The sequence below is a fragment of the Paenibacillus solanacearum genome, from assembly GCF_910593845.1.
Taxonomy (GTDB): Bacteria; Bacillota; Bacilli; order Paenibacillales; family NBRC-103111; genus Paenibacillus_G; species Paenibacillus_G solanacearum.
Genome location: NZ_CAJVAS010000001.1, coordinates 100,842 through 119,600, shown reverse-complemented (window position 1 = coordinate 119,600; position 18,759 = coordinate 100,842). Strand labels below are relative to the sequence as shown.

General features: G+C 56.1%; 15 protein-coding genes and 1 pseudogene. 3 read left to right on the top strand and 13 right to left on the bottom strand.

What is annotated here, in order from left to right; all coding sequences use genetic code 11:
* Positions 1-291: 291 nt before the first annotated feature.
* The 4 genes from KXG62_RS00435 to KXG62_RS00420 all read right to left on the bottom strand — a co-directional run bounded on the left by KXG62_RS00435 (position 292) and on the right by KXG62_RS00420 (position 6,001).
* Entirely contained in the window at positions 292-2,148 is a 1,857-nt protein-coding gene (locus KXG62_RS00435; RefSeq protein WP_425517315.1) for an ABC transporter ATP-binding protein, read from the bottom strand.
* Complete coding sequence (locus KXG62_RS00430; RefSeq protein ID WP_218089927.1) at positions 2,141-3,871, bottom strand: ABC transporter ATP-binding protein; 1,731 nt, start codon at positions 3,869-3,871, stop codon at positions 2,141-2,143. The genes KXG62_RS00435 and KXG62_RS00430 overlap by 8 nt, the downstream gene beginning before the upstream one ends.
* A gap of 36 nt (positions 3,872-3,907) precedes the next feature.
* Positions 3,908-4,444: a MarR family winged helix-turn-helix transcriptional regulator gene (locus KXG62_RS00425; RefSeq protein ID WP_218089926.1), complete on the bottom strand. Its 537-nt coding sequence runs from the start codon at positions 4,442-4,444 to the stop codon at positions 3,908-3,910.
* A 240-nt stretch (positions 4,445-4,684) separates the two neighbouring features.
* On the bottom strand, positions 4,685-6,001 hold the full coding sequence (locus KXG62_RS00420; protein ID WP_218089925.1) for an ABC transporter substrate-binding protein: 1,317 nt from the start codon (positions 5,999-6,001) through the stop codon (positions 4,685-4,687).
* Positions 6,002-6,538: 537 nt separating this feature from the next.
* Here KXG62_RS00420 and KXG62_RS00415 point away from each other — a divergent pair.
* Entirely contained in the window at positions 6,539-6,745 is a 207-nt protein-coding gene (locus tag KXG62_RS00415; protein ID WP_218089924.1) for a hypothetical protein, read from the top strand.
* A gap of 100 nt (positions 6,746-6,845) precedes the next feature.
* Here the strand turns inward: KXG62_RS00415 and KXG62_RS33970 are convergent, their stop codons facing one another.
* The 4 genes and pseudogenes from KXG62_RS33970 to KXG62_RS00400 form a co-directional block, all read right to left on the bottom strand.
* Positions 6,846-6,941, bottom strand: coding sequence for a YjcZ family sporulation protein (locus KXG62_RS33970; RefSeq protein WP_246627231.1), 96 nt, complete (start codon positions 6,939-6,941; stop codon positions 6,846-6,848).
* A gap of 127 nt (positions 6,942-7,068) precedes the next feature.
* A pseudogene (rpoD, locus tag KXG62_RS00410) lies at positions 7,069-7,947 on the bottom strand (RNA polymerase sigma factor RpoD); the annotation flags it as partial.
* 713 nt (positions 7,948-8,660) lie between these two features.
* Positions 8,661-10,007, bottom strand: a complete 1,347-nt coding sequence (locus KXG62_RS00405) for an ABC transporter substrate-binding protein (protein ID WP_218089923.1) — start codon at positions 10,005-10,007, stop codon at positions 8,661-8,663.
* 41 nt (positions 10,008-10,048) lie between these two features.
* Positions 10,049-11,074 (bottom strand): Gfo/Idh/MocA family protein, encoded by a 1,026-nt coding sequence (locus KXG62_RS00400; protein ID WP_218089922.1) that lies wholly within the window; start codon positions 11,072-11,074, stop codon positions 10,049-10,051.
* Between the two features lie 118 nt (positions 11,075-11,192).
* Here KXG62_RS00400 and KXG62_RS00395 point away from each other — a divergent pair, with 118 nt between their 5' ends.
* Positions 11,193-12,104 carry an AraC family transcriptional regulator gene (locus tag KXG62_RS00395; RefSeq protein ID WP_218089921.1) on the top strand — a complete coding sequence of 304 codons (912 nt, stop codon included), beginning with the start codon at positions 11,193-11,195 and terminating at the stop codon, positions 12,102-12,104.
* 3 nt (positions 12,105-12,107) lie between these two features.
* Here KXG62_RS00395 and KXG62_RS00390 read toward each other — a convergent pair whose 3' ends face one another.
* Genes KXG62_RS00390 through KXG62_RS00380 form a run of 3 tightly spaced genes read right to left on the bottom strand, consistent with a single transcriptional unit; the run spans position 12,108 to position 14,381 of the window.
* Positions 12,108-13,112, bottom strand: a complete 1,005-nt coding sequence (locus KXG62_RS00390; RefSeq protein ID WP_218089920.1) for a Gfo/Idh/MocA family protein — start codon at positions 13,110-13,112, stop codon at positions 12,108-12,110.
* A gap of 17 nt (positions 13,113-13,129) precedes the next feature.
* Entirely contained in the window at positions 13,130-14,161 is a 1,032-nt protein-coding gene (locus KXG62_RS00385) for a Gfo/Idh/MocA family protein (RefSeq protein ID WP_218089919.1), read from the bottom strand.
* A 19-nt stretch (positions 14,162-14,180) separates the two neighbouring features.
* Positions 14,181-14,381 (bottom strand): hypothetical protein, encoded by a 201-nt coding sequence (locus tag KXG62_RS00380; RefSeq protein ID WP_218089918.1) that lies wholly within the window; start codon positions 14,379-14,381, stop codon positions 14,181-14,183.
* Between the two features lie 351 nt (positions 14,382-14,732).
* Between KXG62_RS00380 and KXG62_RS00375 the strand changes: the two genes are divergently transcribed.
* Complete coding sequence (locus KXG62_RS00375; RefSeq protein WP_218089917.1) at positions 14,733-15,794, top strand: Gfo/Idh/MocA family protein; 1,062 nt, start codon at positions 14,733-14,735, stop codon at positions 15,792-15,794.
* Between the two features lie 160 nt (positions 15,795-15,954).
* Here the strand turns inward: KXG62_RS00375 and KXG62_RS00370 are convergent, their stop codons facing one another.
* Complete coding sequence (locus KXG62_RS00370; protein ID WP_218089916.1) at positions 15,955-16,290, bottom strand: VOC family protein; 336 nt, start codon at positions 16,288-16,290, stop codon at positions 15,955-15,957.
* A 105-nt stretch (positions 16,291-16,395) separates the two neighbouring features.
* Positions 16,396-18,687, bottom strand: a complete 2,292-nt coding sequence (gene metE, locus KXG62_RS00365) for a 5-methyltetrahydropteroyltriglutamate--homocysteine S-methyltransferase (protein ID WP_218089915.1) — start codon at positions 18,685-18,687, stop codon at positions 16,396-16,398.
* Positions 18,688-18,759: the final 72 nt, after the last annotated feature.

Here is an 18,759-nt window from a genome sequence, read left to right as displayed (position 1 = left end):
TCATCATGGCAGCAGCTTCGGTATTACGGACGACCCGAAATACCGCACTGTCCGCCTGTGCTTAGCCGATTGTGACCTTCCAGCTCCCACTGCTTACATATAAGGTTTCCACCGAGGCAGACGCTTCTCTGCGCTTGGAACCGCGCCGCCTCGCCGGATGCTCCTTCGTAGTTTTTACCACCCTTGCAAATTTATTCATCTTCTCCGCCCGGCAATCGACGAATCTCCCGCCGGCGGTTTATCCCATGGATGCCGATGCAGTTGCCGGTTCGCCGGTTGGGCTGTATCTCATCAACCGACCCGCTTGAACTGGCTTGTATACAAGTCGTGGTAGAAGCCGCGCTGCTCGAGCAGCTCCAGATGCGTCCCCCGCTCGATGATTTCTCCTCCGTTGATGACTAATATCATATCGGCTTCCCGGATCGTGCTCAGCCGGTGGGCAATGACGAAGCTGGTGCGCCCCTTCATCAGCGTATTCATCGCTTCCTGGATATGCATTTCAGTCCGCGTATCGATGCTGCTCGTCGCTTCGTCCAAAATCAGAATGGCCGGATCGGCCAATATGGCTCTGGCGATCGTGAGCAGCTGCCGCTGTCCATGGCTCAAGTTGCCGCCTTCGGCCGTCAGCACCATATCGTAGCCGTGGGACAGCTTCCGGATGAACCCGTCGGCGTTGGCCAGCTTCGCCGCCGCCTCCACTTCCTGATCGGTAGCGTCCAGCCGGCCGTACCGAATATTTTCGCGGATCGTATCGGAGAAGACATACGCGTCCTGCAGCACGATGCCGAGCTTCGTCCGCAAGCTGTCTTTGTCCAGCGTCCGGATGTTCTCGCCGTCAATCGTAATCGTGCCTCCGTCAATATCGTAGAAGCGAGTTAACAGGTTGACGATCGTCGTCTTCCCTGCGCCCGTGGGACCGACCAGCGCGATCGTATCCCCCGGCTTGGCCGTAAAGGACAAGTCTTTAATGACCGGAACCCCTTCCTTGTAGCCGAAGGTAACATGGTCGAACCGGACTTCGCCCTTCATCTCCGTTACGTTCCGGGAGCCCGTCTCGTCCTCGTATTCCGACGCGGTATCCATCACCTCGAACACACGCTCCGCGCCGGCAATCGCCGTCTGGATCATGTTGAACTGATTGGCCAGCTCGTTGATCGGGCGGCCGAACTGCTTGGAATAGTTCAGGAAGCTGACGACGACACCGACCGACGTCATCCCCATCAAGGCCATCCATCCGCCGCCGCAGGCGATGACCGCGAAGCCGAAGTTGTTGATGACGTTCATGACCGGGCCCATCAGACCGGTATAGATTTGCGCTTTCGTTCCGTAGCTTCTTAGCCTTTCGTTGATCTCGCCGAATTCGGCGACCGCCTTCTCCTCGCGGCAAAACGTCGTCAGCACCTTTTGCCCCGATACTGTTTCTTCAATATAACCGTTCAGCTCGCCGAGCTGCTTCTGCTGGCCGGAGACGAAATTGCGCGTATTCGCGGCGATTTTACGCGTCACGATCATGACGATCGGTATCGTAATGAGGCTGAGCAGCGTAAGCCAGAGGTTCAGGCTCAGCATGATGATAAGCGAGCCGACGACGGTGAGCACGCTGGAGAACAGCTGCGTGACGCTCTGGTTGAGCGAGCTGGCCACGTTCTCGATGTCGTTCGTCGTCCGGCTCATCAGCTCGCCATGCGTTCGCGTGTCGAAGAACCGAAGCGGTAACCTCTGCAGCTTCGCGAACATGTCGTTGCGCATGACCCAGACAGTGCGCTGCGATACTTTGGCCATCACGTACGCCTGAACCCACGAAGTAAGCGAGCTGAACGCATAAACCGCGAACAAGGCGAAGCAAAGCCACATCAGGCCGTAATAATCTTGCGGAATGATGTACCGGTCGACAGCCGTGCCGATCAAATAGGGCCCTACGAGGCTCAGCCCGGAGTTCAGCGCCGTTACGAGAAAGACGAGCACCAGGCCTTTCCGCTGACGGCTTAAGTACGACCACAGCCGCTTCAGCGTTTCTTTCGTATTTTTGGGGCGCACCTTCGGCATCATCCCCCGACCGGGTCCGCCGCCCATTCCGGGTCCGAACATCGGAGGCTGAACTTGCGGCCGATCCTGACCGCCATGACCGGCGTTTCTGGCATCAGACATTGAGGACATCCTCCTTTCCGAGCTGCGATCTGTAAATTTCCTGATAGACGCCGCAGCTCTGCATCAGCTCGCGATGCGTTCCTTCGGCGACGATCGAGCCTTCGTCGAGCACGATGATTTTATCCGCCTCGATGACGGAGGAGATGCGCTGTGCGATGATGAGGCTCGTGCTTCGGCGGATTTGCTCCTTGAGCGCTTTTTGAATCCGCGATTCCGTGCCCATGTCGACCGCGCTTGTGCTGTCGTCCAGAATGAGGATGACCGGGTCGATGAGCAGCGCTCTGGCGATCGATATGCGCTGTTTCTGACCGCCGGATAAATTGATGCCCCGCTGGCCGATCACCGTGTCGTAGCCTTCCGGCATGTTCATAATAAATTCATGAGCCTGGGCCGCCTTCGCCGCCGCTTCCACTTCTTCCTGCGACGCATCCGGCTTGCCGAAAGCGATATTGTCGCGGATCGTGCCGCTGAACAAAATCGCTTGCTGAAGCACCGTGCCGATCTGGCTCCGCAAGCTGCGCAGGTTCATGTCCTTCACGTCGATTCCGTCGATCAGCACCCGGCCCCCGTCCGCCTCATACAGGCGTGGAATCAGTCCGATCAACGACGATTTCCCCGAGCCGGTCGCTCCAAGAATCGCCACCGTCTGGCCCGGTTCCGCCTGAAAGCTGATACGCCGCAGCACCTCGTCTTCTTCGTAGGCGAACGACACGTCGTCGAAGACGATGCGTCCATACTGGATCGCGTCCTCCTTGGCGTGCGCCTTGTTCTTGATTTCCGATTCCGCCTCGAGCACTTCCTGAATTCGGTCGGAGGACGCCTTCGCCCTTGAAATGTTCATCATCATCATGCCGACCATCAGCATCGAGAACAACACTTGCGTCACATAATTGATGAATGCGACCAGGTCGCCGACCGGTATGGAACGATCCCAGACGCGCTGACCGCCGAACCAGAGCACCGCGACGACGCTCGTGTTCAGCAAAAAAAGCATGATCGGCATCATCGAAGCCATAACGATGTTCGCCTTCACGGCAATCGCCATATAATCGTCATTGGCGGCGCCGAACCGGCCGCGCTCGTAATCAGAGCGGACGAACGCCTTAACGACGCGAATACCCGACAAATTTTCCTGAAGCACGTTGTTCACGCCGTCCAGCTTGCTTTGAACTTTGGAAAATAGCGGAAAACCTTTGCGAATAATAAAGAACAGCACCGCGAACAAAATCGGAATGACTATAATAAGAATGACAGCGAGCTTCACGCTGATCGTAAACGCCATAACCAGACTGCCGACCGACAGCAGCGGCGCTCGTACCATAACGCGCAGCAGCATTTGCACGAACATCTGCGCCTGCGATACGTCGTTCGTCAGCCGCGTAATGAGCGATCCGGTCTTGAACTGCTCCAGCTTGCGAAAGGAGAACGTCTGCACTTTCTGAAATAAATCACTGCGCACGTCCGCTCCGAAATGCTGCGAGGCTATGCTGGAAAATACGGTACAGCCTACGCCTCCGACGAGACCGATTAATGCGACGCCGAGCATCTGCACACCCGTCGATTGAATATGCGCCAGATCGCCGGCAAGCACGCCCTGGTCAACGATGCTCGCCATCAGCTTCGGCTGGAGCAAATCCATGTACACCTCGATCATCATCAGGAGCGGCGCCAATAAGGTCGCCTTCCAATAAGGCTTCAAATACTTGGTAAGTAGTCTCCACATCTACGCTTTCTTCACCTCTTTTAGTTAGTCAGCTAATCATATGCGCGGCCGATGCCGTTTCGGATGGTCTCCATGCTTCCCGTGCTTCCGCCCATGCCCTCTCGGTTCATCGCGAGCCACTTCGCGTTCCTCCTGCCTGAAATCGGCCTGCTTGAGATTCTCGTGCATTTGCAGCAGCAAACGCCGGAAGATGATCTGCTCCTCGGGCGTAAACTGGGCAAAGCAGGCGGCCTCCATCAGCTTCTGCGTTTCCTCCAGGCTGCCGAACGCCAGCCGGCCTTTCTCCGTGATGAACACCCGGGACACCCGCTGGTCCGCTTCATCCGGTCTGCGCACAACCATGCCCGTCTTCTCCATACGACCAAGCATAACCGTCAGCGTCGCCGGCGTAATGTTCATTCGCTCCGCCAACTCCTTCTGGCTTTGCCCGTCCCGCTCCACGAGCGCTTTCAGCAGCGGCGGCTGCCCGGGGTATACCTCTTTGCCCGACAGCAGCGCATGCAGGGCATGGCCGTGCATCTTCGCTACTCTATGAAATACCAGCTCCAACGATTGGATACGATGAATATCCATTTTCTCCCCCTTTTTTAATTAGTCGTCAAAATATATTGTAAATGATCCTTTCCGCTTCCGTCAATTCCCATTTACAAATAAAGGGTGACGCCGGTTCGCGGCGTCACCCTGTCTAAACGCATATTCCATATGCCATGCGTGTGTCAATGACAGCGCTTTCCGTCCTTAGCGGCTGCATGACGTCAGCGGTACAGCACCGCCTCGTTCGGAGCAGCAGGCTGGTGTGCCTCGACACGCCGATTATTTCTTCGCAGCCTTCTCGGCATCGATCGCTTTTTTCAGCTTCTCTTCCGCCATTCTCAAAGCGCTGTTCACGTCCGCCTGATTCGTAACCACACTCGTGAAAGCCTCCAAAATCGCCGCTTCCTGCGTACGGCCCGGAATATCGACAAGTTCCGGCTTGCGCTTCGGCGTCGGAGACGTCGGCTCGTAGAAGTTAACCGCATTCATGTTTTTCGTGCTGAAGACGGGGTGGCTTTTTCCAAGCATTTTCTTGATATCCGGGTTGACCAGCGTCGTGGCGATTCCTTTCTTGGAGTCCTCCATTTGAATTTCATCGGACAGCATCTCCATAATGACCTCGAACGCTTCTTCCTTGTGCTGGCTCTGCTTCGTAATCGACCAGTAAGCCGGGCCGCGCTGTCCCATCAGCTTGGGCGCGCCGGTTATCGTAGGATAAGCGACCATATCCCAGTTGACTTCCGGCGGGATGATGAAATAAATATTTTGCTGGCCGGCCATCATCGCGACTTTGCCTTTGCCGAACGCATTGCCTTCCAGCGTCGCCGTTTTCTCCATGACATTGTTCGGAATTTGGTAAAACCGCAAGTAGTTGTTGAAAATCTGGGTCCACTTCCCAGGGTCGGCCAGCTTATCCGCGGCCGGGTCCAGAATCGGCAGCGAGAACGGATTGTCGCGCAGCATCGCGTTGGTGCTTGAACTGAAGCCGCGATACACCTCGCCGTCGACGCGGGTCATCTTCTTGGCGATCTCGTACACTTCATCCCATGTCATGCCGTCTTTCGGGTACGGCACCCCGAACCGGTCGAACAGCTCCTTATTGTAATACAGCGCCATCGGAAAATACGGCGGCACCGGCAAGCCGTACAGCTCTCCTGTTCGGCCAGCGCTGATCATCTCATCGATGAACACCGAATTAAACCGTTTCAGGTTGTAGTTGTACTTCTTGATCAGATCGCCCAGCCCGTAAGCGAGGCCCACGTCGATATACTCCGTGTTCATGGACGGGACGTCAATGCGCATAATGTCGGGAATCGTGCCCTGGGACACAAGATCGGTAATTTGCGTTCCCGTTCCCGCCATAATGTACTTGAATGTGATGTGCGGGAACTTCTTCTCGATCGCCTTCCTGAACCTGTCGTCGAATTCATCCGCGGACACGCCTCTGGTAAAGATGGTCATCGTGTACGGTTCTTTTTTCTTGTCCTGGACGTCCTGCGCGGTCCCCTTTCCTTCGTTTCCTTGTCCGCCGCAGCCGGAAAGCGCAACGGTTGAGAGCATGCTTGCAAGCAGCAAGTAGGAGCTTTTTTTCGCCATATACCATACACCCTTCTTTAATAGAAATGTATATATGTGAAGGCCCATCGCACTCCGAATCGGAGATAACAGATATGCCGTTGGTCAAACAGGAACAAGCGGAACATCGGAACACACCGGAAGAATTACGAACGAATGCCGGAAGAACTGAACGGGGGATGACTGTTCTGGGTGCGCAAGCGGGAGATTGGCCGAACGGCCCGTTGCGGTTTACAAAATCTTCATGAGGTCTAGTTTCATATTAGAAAATCAATCAATTAGTTGTCAATTACAACAGCATTTATCGCACATATAAAGACAGTATCGGCGCATGTAACACCGAAATGACGGGCGTCTGTTCGCTTCTGTTCGATAAAAAAACCACGATTGCATCACATTCCCCGAATTAGTTAGGAAACCTAAATTTTATACGGAGATTCGATGCTAGACTCGTTGTCCGATCTCAAAGCGGGATTAATAACCTGGGCAATTCCACATAACCATTTACAAATGATTTACAAATTAACAAAAATCTCATCAGATTGCGGGTGAAGCAAGATGGAGGGAAAATTTTGTTCGAATTGTAATCAAAAGCTTGACGACAACGCTTTTATTTGCAAATATTGCGGTACGGTGAACAACGGTTCGGAAGAAGATCATGCGGGGGATGGCGGCGGCAGACGGCGGAATGCGGTCCGGATCACCGTCTGGATTGTGCTTATTGTCATTATACTTATCGCACTCATCCTCGTGTTCAAATCATAACGGCAGTGCAAAAGGGGGCGGCTATGGCCGCCCCCTTCCACTACAGCATAAAATCCCCTAAGCCTGCCGGCCAGGGGACTATACGCGTCATCGTCTCAACTTACACCAACCATGCTTGGGAAACAATAACCAAAAGGATAAAAAGTACAAGGATAACACCTGTGCTTGTAAAACCGTAACCACCTACACAGCTCATTATGCTCACCTCCACCATCCTTATAAGATAGCATATGGCGGATGGGGCATTTCGCCTGTGCTCCTGTCACGACAATCCCAATTAATTTATTCGCCGCGTCCAGGTACTTTCGCTGCCGGCACCGATTTTAATCCATAAAATCTTTCAGCCGCTTGCTCCGGCTCGGATGCCGCAGCTTGCGCAGCGCCTTCGCCTCGATCTGGCGGATCCGTTCGCGGGTTACGCCGAATACTTTGCCTACCTCTTCCAGCGTGCGGGTCCGGCCGTCGTCCAACCCGAAGCGCAGACGCAGCACGTTCTCTTCCCGCTCCGTCAGCGTATCGAGCACGTCTTCAATCTGCTCCTTGAGCATCTCGTAAGCCGCGGCGTCCGCCGGAGCCAGCGCTTCGTGATCCTCGATAAAATCGCCCAAATTCGAATCGTTCTCCTCGCCGATCGGCGTCTCAAGCGATACAGGCTCCTGCGCGATTTTCATAATCTCCCTTACTTTATCCTGACTGAGCTCCATCTCCTTGGCGATTTCCTCAAGCGACGGCTCACGTCCAAGCTCCTGCACCAGCTGCCGGGTAACCCGTACGAACTTGTTGATGGTTTCCACCATATGTACGGGAATCCGGATCGTTCTCGCCTGGTCGGCGATGGCGCGGGTGATTGCCTGACGTATCCACCAGGTTGCATAGGTGCTGAATTTGAAGCCCTTCGTATGGTCGAATTTCTCCGCGGCCTTGATCAGCCCCATATTGCCCTCCTGAATCAGATCCAGGAACAGCATGCCGCGTCCGACATACCTTCTGGCGATGCTGACGACAAGCCGCAAATTGGCTTCGGCCAGTCTGCGCTTCGCCTCCTCGTCCCCTTCCGCGATCCGCTTCGCCAAATCGATCTCGTCTTCGGCGGTAAGCAGCTGGACGCGCCCGATTTCCTTCAAGTACATACGAACGGGATCGTTCGTTGCGATCCCCGGCGGCAAAATCAGATCATCCTGGGTGTGAAGCTTATCGTGTTCTTGATCATTCACCGTAGCAACCCCCTTTTATTTGTAAACAATGAGCGGCAATCACTGTTTGTTCTGATGACAACCTGATTTCCCCTTGACAAATATTCACTGACATGATATCATATGAGATGACTAGCTAAAAAATATGTGCGTTTAAAAATTCTACCATAACTTATTTTATTATACAAGAGCCTTTCTGCTGTTCAGCAGGACGGCTCTTGCTATTTATACGGCGCGCTGCGCTCAACCTGTCCGCTCCCCTGCGGTGACTTCGCATGGTGCGTAGAGCGTCGCGCGCCGAATTTCGCGTCCTCTTGCCGGGAACCGGCTGCGGCGATCCGCCGCATGGACGAGGTCAAACGCGGGGTCCGGCCGCCGGGCGAAATTTGTCAAAGCACGCCGCTTCATGTTTCTCTTAAACTAATTCGATGCGCATATGCGAATTCCTTGTTGGTCCGCATAATCTGTTCGCCAAATTCGCCGTACCTCCCCCGCACACGCTGTTTTCTTGCGTTCTCCGTTCCTATAAGTTTTGCGATCGGCATATTCTTCCATTCTATTAGACGGTGAAAACATATGAAATGTTTCATCGTTTTCTGCCGAAATCGACAGAAAAGGACAGCGCGACTGCTTCCTCTTGCGCCGCTTGACGGATGGGAGGATTCAGCGGACAAAAGTACAACAAAAATGCCGGCTGCTCCGTGCAGCCGGCATGATCTTCGTTATTTGCTCTTCAAGTAGGTTTCGATCGTTTTCAGCGAATCTTCCTCCGCTTTTCGCAGCGCCGTGTTAATATCAGCGCCCTGTTTCATCAACTGATCTGCGTATTTGGCATAATTCGTTACGAGGCTTGCGTCGTACAGCGCTTTCGGTGGAATCGGAGCGAACTTGTTCAGGAATACTGCCTTGAAATTTTTATCCTTGAACGGCGAGTCCTGGCCAAGCTGTTTTTGAACGGCCTCGTTTTTCAGTACCGGCATAATGCCTTTTTTGGACAACTCCGTCTGAAACTCGTCGGAAATCATGTACTTCAGCACTTCCATCGCCTCATCCTGATTTTGCGACAGCCGCGTAATGCCGAAGTAGAACGGGTACGATTGCGAACCGATGCCCGGCTTCTCCTTGAACGTCGGCAGTGTTACCATATCCCAGTTCATTTTCTTCAAATCTTCCGGCAGCACGTAGACGAGGCTGGACAAATACGCGTACATCGCCAGCGTCTGATCTTTCATGAATACGTTGAAATCGGCCACTTTCTTCATTTCCGCAATACGCTTCTGATATCCCAAATCCTGATAAGGCTCCTGGAACACGGTCTGGAAAAAGGCTTTCCAGCGGTCGTCCTTATTGATCGCCGGCGCATTGGCCGCCAGGTCCACATTCGGGATCGACAGCTGGTTCATCCGCAAAATATGGTTCGGCGACGTCGAGAAGCCCATATACTGCACGCCGTTGTCGACGATCGTCAGCTTCTTGGACAGCGTCAGCGTTTCGTCCCACGTCATGCCGTCTTTCGGATAAGCAACGCCGAATTTATCGAAAATCGCTTTATTGTAGTACAGCACCATATTGTTCGTGTGCACCGGGATGCCGTACAGCTTCCCGCCCGACGACTGCCGGATCGATTCGACGACCGTCGGCTCCAGCCGGGACAAGTCGACGTTATGCTTTTTGGCGAGCGGGTCCATGTCGATCTGCAGGTTATTCTCAAGCATCATCTGTTCATAGTTGCCCGTCGATATGAAAAAGATATCGAACTTCGTACCGGCCGTAATCAGCTCGGGCAGCGTGGAACCCTTGGTGCTCTGAATATACTTGAACGTATAATTCGGGAACTTCTTGCGCAGCGCATCGCCGAAACGGTAGTTAAAGCTCTCCGCCGGGTCGCCGTTGGACGAATAAAATACGAGCTCCACCGGTTTATCTGTCTTCGGGGTTTGCTCTTTCGCCGTACCGGCACCCGGCTCGGCTGCCGGGGTACCGCCTCCCGCACAACCCGACAGCAGTGTCAAGGATACGGCTGCCGACCATACGGCATTCCTTGCCCTCTTTTGATTGACCAAGACCATCTGAACCATCCCCACTTCGTTCTATTTATTGGTTGGCCTGCTCACGTGATCGCCACGACGGCGCCGCGCTGCAGCGCCGAGCGTCGCTGAGCTTCCGCGAGAAGCAGCGAATCCAGCGTATGCTCCGGCAATGCGCGTTCCACCGGCACACCCGTCCGCACAGCCTCCAGGAAATATTGGATTTCACGGTAATATCCTGAATCTTGGGACAGCTCGGGTACAAAGGCTTTGCCGTCCCGCGGATAATCGCTCAGCTGTCTTTTCTCGTACACGAGTGTTCCCCGTTCGAAATTGACGCGGTAGCTCATATGAAATCCGATCTCGCCGCACAGCACCCTGTCGATCTGCGTGTTGACCACCTTCGCGTCCGCAAACAAATAATTGGTGGACATCGCATCGAACGAGCTGTCATCCAGCACATCGACGGACAGCGTCGATACAGCCTCCGGCTTGCCGAACAGCCAATACACGATATCGATGTCGTGGATATGCATATCGAGCAGTCCGCCGCCGCTCGTAGCCGAGCGCAGCATCCAATTGTCGTGCGTATGCTTCGTCGGCGGACCGCCGCGGAAGAAAGAGGCGGAGATGACGCGCCCGTACCGCCCGCTGTCGACGGTTTGCTTCAAATACTCGTATTCCGGCCAGAAACGCAGCACCTGCGCGATCATCAGCTTGGCTCCGGATCGGTTAGCCGCTTCCAGCATCGTCCTTGCTTCCTCCGCATTTTGCGCCATCGGCTTCTCGCACAGTACATGCACGCCTTTGTCTAAGGCCGCAACGGTCAAGGGCGCATGCAGGTATGTGGGCAGCGTCAGATCAACCGCATCGAGCCGCTCCTTCTCGAGCATCTCCTCCATATCGGAATACAGCCGGTACGGGCTGAAATCGATATCGGTGCCGGGAAGCTTTACGCCCTCTTCGGCGAAGACGCCCTGGAACTTCTGAACGTCCTTGTCACATATCGCGGTGACGCGGACCGGATATCCTTCCTGTGCCAAACGGATATAGCTGCGCAAATGCATTCGGCCCATGTAGCCGATCCCGACCAGACCGACGTTGAGCATCGGTTCATTCCCCCTCATGAACGAATGGAAATTTCATTTTTTAAAACTGAACCACAAAGGAATTAGCGTCTTCCTGTCGAACTTGAAATACATATTTTTATGGAAAGGATGGTCATGTATGGATTTTCCCCGCTATGCCGTTACTCCGTCCATCGTGATCGAGAAATTAATTACGTGCTACTACTTCGAGCTGGCCAAGAACTACTTGTATCACGGCGAAAAGCATGATTTCTGGGAGCTGTTCTACGTCGACAAGGGCGAGATTCTGATCGATACGGATTGCGGCCATTATCACTTGAAGCAGGGCGATTTGCTGTTTCACGAGCCGAATGAATTTCATAACGCGAAGAGCAACGGAAAGATCGCGCCTAACGTCTTCGTCATTACGTTCGAGTGCGCGCAGCCGGCGATCCAGTTTTTCCAGACGACCAAGCTTTTCCATGTGAGCGATATGCAGAGAACTTTGCTGAAGTACATTATGCAGGAAAGCGTGAACGCCTTCGGACCGGGTCCGAAAGGCAGCAAAGCGAGGCTGCACCCGAGGGCGAACGCGCCGTTCGGAAGCGAACAATTATTCGTGAATTATTTGGAGATCCTGCTTATCCATCTGATCCGCGAAGGCTACGATCATACGGACATCAAGCCGGTCGTGCCGCCGGCCCCGGCGTCTGCCGACCATCCGCAAGCCTCCATGCTGGAGCAAGTGATGACCTATATGGAGCGCCACATGGCGCAAAACCCGACGCTGGAGCATCTGTGCGGCCAATTCGGGGTCGGCCGCACGCAGCTCAGCATCTTGTTCAAGTCGGGCGTCGGCTGCGGCGTCATCGAATATTTGAACAAAGTCAAAATCGATAAAGCCAAGACGTTCATCCGCGAAGAAGAATACAACCTGACGGAAATCGCCGAGCTGCTCGGCTACAGCAGCGTCCATTATTTCTCCCGCCACTTCAAGAAGACGACCGGGATGACGCCGTCGGAATATGGGAAAATGCTATCGCGCGGCTTCAGCCGCAACATTCCCGGCTGACGGTTAGAAATGCACCGGCAAGCCGGAACGCTGGGATTCGTAGGTGCCGAGAATGATCTCCAGCGCATGTCGGCCGTCCTCTCCCGTAATCATCGGCTGCCGGCCGTCACGGATGGCCTGCGCCATATCCCGGATGAGCACGGCATGTCCGTCCGGGACGACCTGGAACGGCGCGAACGGCAGGATTTCCGGCTGCTCTCCGTCGATCGCCAGCGTCGTCACTTCATCGCCGGTCAGCTCGACCGTTCCCCGGTCGCCGTGAATGAGAATCCGATGATCGGGCTGCCGATGAGCCGTCGTCGTCGCTTCGATGGAGCCGAGCGCGCCGCTTCGGAACTGCAGGCTGACGACGGCCGTATCCTCCACCTCGATTTGGCGCAGCACGGGACGTGCATAGCCGACAAGCGAGCGCACCGGTCCGGCCAGCCACTGCAGCAGGTCGATCGTATGAATGCCCTGATTCATCATCGCTCCCCCGCCATCCATTGCCCATGTCCCGCGCCAGCCCGCGCTGTCGTAATACGCTTGGGAGCGGTAAAACTTGACGTAGCCCGAGCATAAGCTCAGCCGGCCGAGCTTGCCTTCGTCCAGCAGCCGCTTCACGAATACCGCCGCAGGCGATACCCTTCGCGGGAACACCGTCGCCAGCTGAACGCCCGCCTCCGCACATGCCGCAATCATTTGCTCGACATGCTCCAGCCGGATAGCGATCGGCTTCTCGCATACGATATGCTTGCCCGCCTGCGCCGCCATGATCGTCTGCTCCGGGTGCATGCCGCTCGGCGTCGCTAGGCAGACAACATCGATGTCGGGGTCCTCCAGCAGCTTCGCATAGTCGGTATATTTGCGAACCCGGTAGCGCTGGGCGAACTGCTCCGCCCTGATTGGGTCCGCATCGCATATGGCGGTCAGCTCCGCCTCTTCCGCCCGCTCAACGCCGGTAAAATGGGCGGACGAGATCGCCCCGCAGCCCACGATGGCGAATCGAGTTTTATTGTTGTCCGTCATGTTCTGATTCCTCCATGTTACGATTTGTGCGATTGCTCCGAGCCGTATAATACGGCTTGTTCATCAGCTTGAATAACGGCTTGGCTTGCCGCAAGCAGATCTTCGTGCGTCAGCGCGGAAGGCCCTCCGGCAATGCGCTTCACAAAGTCGGCGGCTATGCCCGCCTGCTGCGCCGGCTCGCCTGGCTCCATTCTCGCAAAAGGCGCGTCGTTCGTTACCTGGAAGTACAGCTCTTCCTTCGACACCGTCGGATCCCCGTTCAAGCGCAGCTCGGCGGTCCCTTCCGTCCCGGTCACAAATATCCGCAGATCGCCCCACGTCCAGCTCCGATCCGGCGTATGCCAATCCGCATACAGCTGCGCCATGGCGCCTCCGCTCAGCAGCAGCTGCATGCCCGCCGTATCATAAAAATCCGGGTGCGCCGGCTGACCGAGCTTCGTCATGACACTGTGCTGGCTGACAATAGGCTGACCAGTCAAATACCGGACGAGGTCGACGTCATGTATGAACAGGTCGATCAGAATGCCGCCGTTCTGTTCTTTGTGAAAATGCCAGGCTTCGCGCGTCACCGGTGCGAGACGGTGCGGCTTGCGCATCGTGATGCTTGCGATTCGCCCGAGCCGCCCCGCGGCGATTTCGCTCTTGAGCTTCATGATCGACGGACGGAACCGTTCGGTGAGCAGCATGCCGACTTCGATGCGCCCCCGCTCGATGACCGCTTCCAGGCGCTGCAACTGCGCGCGGTCGGTTACGGCCGGCTTATCGACCATGACGTGCTTGCCGTGCCGCTCGCACACTTCGATAAGCCCGATCTTGCGGTTATTGACGGCGGACGTCCCGATAATCCGCACCTCCGGCTGCCAGAGCAGCGCCTCGTCCTCAAGCAGCGGCACGCCGTATTTGGCGCTGAGCGACTTGGCCAGCTGCGGCTGTTCCGGCTCCCATATGCCGACGCACGGATGGCCGAGGGCGAGCATTTCTTCAATAAACATGCCGATATGGCCGTGGCGGCATTCCAGAATGCCGAAAGGATACTTATCGCTTCCCATCTGTAAATCTCCCCTTGTTTTATGGCGTGGACAGTACGCCGTAATCGCGCAGCGCCTGCTTCACTTTGTTCAGCTCCTGCTCCAGCTCGGCCAGCGTTCCTTCGCTCGTATCCTCGATCGGCGCCAGCTCGTCGGGTTTGCCGAGCGGCGCAAAGCTCGGCGCTTCCCACGTGAGTGCCGCAGGCAGCGCCGCAGCGGCGACAGCGCTGTTCAGCCGCACGCGGTTGCCCTAGATCCACAGGATTTGGCGGCTTTGCCCGCCGATCCGCACCCGCTGCTCCGTTTCGAGCGGGACTGCGTCGTGCACTTCGACCTCGTCTTTGGCGTCCGATTGACCTCATCGTAACCCGAACGTTGCGCGCAAGCTTTAGACGTTTTATCTTTGTTTTTGCATTGCCGTTTATACTATTTTTCGTTTTTTTTGCATTTGCCGCCGAGCTCGTATTTTCCGTCCATTTATCGAACGCCGAAAAGGTCAAATTGCAAATCACCGGACAAGGGAATGTTCCGTGCATCGCGAATAATACAATGGAATGAGCACGAAACGAAACAGGAAAAGGAGCGAAGCGGCGTGGGTAAAAGATTGAAGCTGGGCGCCATCGGAACAGGCAATATATTCAAGGGCGTTCATATGCGAGGCTGGAAAGATCATCCCGAGGTGGAGCTGTTCGCGCTATGCGATGTCGCCAAAGACAAGGCGGAGGCGCTCGCCGAGCAGTATGGCGTGAAGCATGTATTTGCGGATTATCGCGAACTGCTGGCAATGGACGAGATCGATATCGTCGATATTTGCACATCGAACCTGTACCACTCCGAAATCGCGGTCGCCGCCCTGCAGGCCGGAAAGCACGTATTTTGCGAAAAGCCGGACGCCGTGAGCCCCGAGGAAGCGCAAAAAATGGCAGAGGCGGCGAAGCAATCGGGCAAGACGCTGATGGTCATGCGCAACAACCGTTTTCGTCCCGCATCCCAGTTTCTGAAAGCGTATATCGAAAACGGCCATATGGGCGACGTATACACCGGCCGGTGCGGCTGGATCCGCAGGCGCGGCATTCCAGGCAAAGGCGGCTGGTTCACGACCAAGGAGCTGTCCGGTGGCGGCCCGCTAATCGACCTTGGCGTCCACTTCATCGATTTGACCGTATGGCTGATGGGCAATCCCCGACCGGTATCCGTCGTCGGGGCGACGTATTGCAAGTTCGCCGGCAGCAATGTTTCGGACTCGGTGCACAGTCAGTTCGGCGAAAGCCAGGCGAACGGCACGTTCGACGTAGAGGATCTGGCGACCGGCTTCATCCGGTTCGACAACGGCGCGACGCTGCAGATCGAGTTCAGCTGGGCTTCGAACATCGAGGAAGAGATGAACTTTCTCGAGCTTCGGGGGAGCAGAGCGGGCGCGAGCTTCAAGAAAGGCGAGCTGAAGCTGTTCTCGGAAATCGAAGGCATACTGTGCGACATCGCGCCCCGTCTGCCCAAGGACGTCGGAGGCCACGAGAAGCATCTGCATCATTTTGTCGACGTCGTTCAAGGCCACGCGGAACCGGTCAATACGCCGGAAACGGGTGTAGACATGATCAAGATTTTGTCCGCGATCTATGAATCCGCCCGCACCGGCTCGGAAGTGAAGCTGTAAGGCTGCCGGTCGCTGTTCTTGTGCAGCCGAGCTGACATCCCGCTTGGCTGCCGGCGCGCGGGCCGAAGCGCAAAAAACACCGGCAGGCCCGGGCGCAATCCCGGACTGCCGATGCTTTTGCCGTGCTGACGTTGCTCATGTTCTACATTCGAGCGGACCTTCACTTCTTTTCGATTAGACCCATGCCAAGCCCCGTCGGATCGACCAAATAAGCAAGGTAAAAGTCGTCAAACTCCATTTTATCGCGCACCACCAAAGCACCATGATCTCTGGCTCTGGAAATCGCTTCATCGATGGAATCGACTTCAATTTGTAGCCGCGTACCGTGAGGGTAATCAGGCGGTCCTTGTGAAATGCCGCCTTTGATCCCCCCGGTGTCAACCTCGCGGTAGCCCCAGCGGGGCTCCGCTACGTTCCAACCGAATACATTCGAATAAAACTGTGCAGCTTTTTCCGCATCCTGGCTGTTTAACTCAAAACCAATCACTTTTCCCACGGCCATCCTCATTTCCGGAATTTGTAATAGAAACGCACATGATTTCATTCCACATTATGCATTAAATTCCTTCTTTTGGGTGACTCGGGCGTAAGACTCCCCCTTTTATCCTTTCACCGCCGCGAATTTGTCGCGCGCGATCCGCGTCGCCTCTACCATATTGCGGAGTGAAGCGACCGTTTCCTCGAAGCCGCGCGTTTTCAGTCCGCAGTCCGGGTTGATCCAGAACAGCTGCGGGTCAAGCACGCGCAGCGCGCGATCGATCATGCCCGTCATTTCCTCCACGCGCGGAACCCGCGGGCTGTGGATGTCGTACACGCCAAGACCGATACCCAGCTTGTAGGTGTTCGTCTCGAAGCTGTGGATCAGCTCGCCGTGGCTGCGCGACGTTTCGATGGAGATGACGTCCGCGTCCATCGATTCGATCGAATCGATCATGTCATGGAACTCGCAATAGCACATATGCGTATGGATCTGCGTGGAATCCTGCACGGTGGAGGTTGCGATACGGAACGCTTTGACCGACCATGCCAGGTAGCCGGCCTGTTCCGCTTCCTTCAGCGGCAGCCCTTCGCGAACCGCCGGCTCGTCGACCTGGATCATGCCGATGCCGGCCTGCTCCAGCGCTTCCACCTCTTGTCTGAGCGCGTAAGCGAGCTGGTAGGCGATCTGCTCGCGCGGAATGTCTTCGCGGACGAACGACCAGTTCATGATCGTGATCGGTCCGGTCAGCATTCCTTTCACCGGGCGCGTCGTCCGCGACTGCGCATACTTCGTCTCCTCGACGGTCATCGCCCCTTCGAACGCCACATCCCCGTAGATGACCGGCGGTTTCACGCAGCGGGAGCCGTACGATTGCACCCAGCCGTTTTGCGTAAACGCAAAGCCCGCCAGCTTCTCGCCGAAAAACTCGACCATATCCGTCCGCTCGAATTCGCCGTGTACAAGCACGTCCAATCCGATTTCTTCCTGCAGCTTGATCCACGTATCGATCTGCTCGCGGATGAAGGCAGCATAGCGCTCGCCGGTCCATTCTCCTTTGCGCCACAGCAGGCGCGCCTTGCGCACTTCGGCCGTCTGCGGGAAGCTGCCGATCGTCGTCGTCGGGAACAATGGCAGCTGCCAGCGCTTCTGCTGCTCGCTATGACGCTGGGAGAACGGCCGGCTGCGGCTCGCGTCCGTGGCGCTGATCGCGGCTACGGCTTGCTGGACGTCGCTGCGGTTGCGCTCGTTCGACCGTCTAAGCCCCTCCAGCGCGCGGTCGCATGCCTCCAGCGCGTCCGCTACGGCGCGCTCTCCGCCATCGACCGCCTGCGCCAGCAGCGCGAGCTCCTCGAGCTTCTCGTCCGCAAACGCGAGCGCATGCTTCAGCTCCGGCGCCAGCTTCGTTTCATGCCGGGTCGATACCGGCACATGAAGCAGGCTGCACGACGATTGCACCAGCAACCGGTCGGAAGGAACGAAGCCGGCCAGCTTGTTCAGCAGCGACAGCTTGTCGCGAAGCGGCGCTTTCCAGATGCCGCGACCGTCGATGATGCCGGCGCCGAGCACCTTGTCCTTCGGGAAGCCGTGCGCCTCCATCGCCGCCAGGTTGCCGGCAAGGCCGTGAACGAAGTCGAGCCCGATGCCCTGCACGGGAAGCGATACGATATCGCCGTAATGCTCAACCGCCTCGAAATACGTCTGCAGCATCAAGTTCAAGCCGGGCACGGAAGCTGCGAATGTTTCGTAGATGCGCTTCAAGCGCGAAATGTCGTCTGCGCTGACCTTCGTCACGAGAATCGGCTCGTCGATCTGCACCCACTGCACACCCTCCTGCGCCAGCTCCCGGAGGATTTGCACGTAGAGCGGGATCAACCGGTCGATCCACGCGTCGGTTTCCGCCACGCTGTAGCCTTTGGACAGCTTCACGAATGTCAGCGGCCCGACAAGGACCGGCTTGCCTTCGATGCCGAGCGCTTGCTTCGCTTCGCGGTACGCAAGAAGCGGTTTATTCTCGGCGAGCGTTGGGACCGCTCCGTCCAGCTCCGGGACAATATAGTGATAGTTCGTGTTGAACCACTTGGTCATTTCGCTGGCGGCGGCGTCCTTCGTCCCGCGGGCCATTCCGTAATAGACCGGCAGCGGGACGACGCCCCCCTCGTAAGCGAACCGTTTCGGAACGATGCCGAACATGGCCGCCGTATCCAATATATGATCGTAGCAGCTGAAATCATTGACCGGAATCAGGTCGATGCCCTTCTCCTGCTGCTTGCGCAAATGACTCAGCCTTATTTCCTTCAGCTGGCTTTGAAATGCCGCTTCCTCCAGCTTGCCTGCCCAGAACGCCTCCAGCGCTTTCTTCCACTCGCGTTCGCTCCCGATTCTCGGATACCCCAGCACACTGCTTTTTGCCACTTGCAAACACCCCTGCTTCGTTGGATTTAAACCTTGCGGTTTGTTTACAAGAAAGATACCACGAATAGCTGG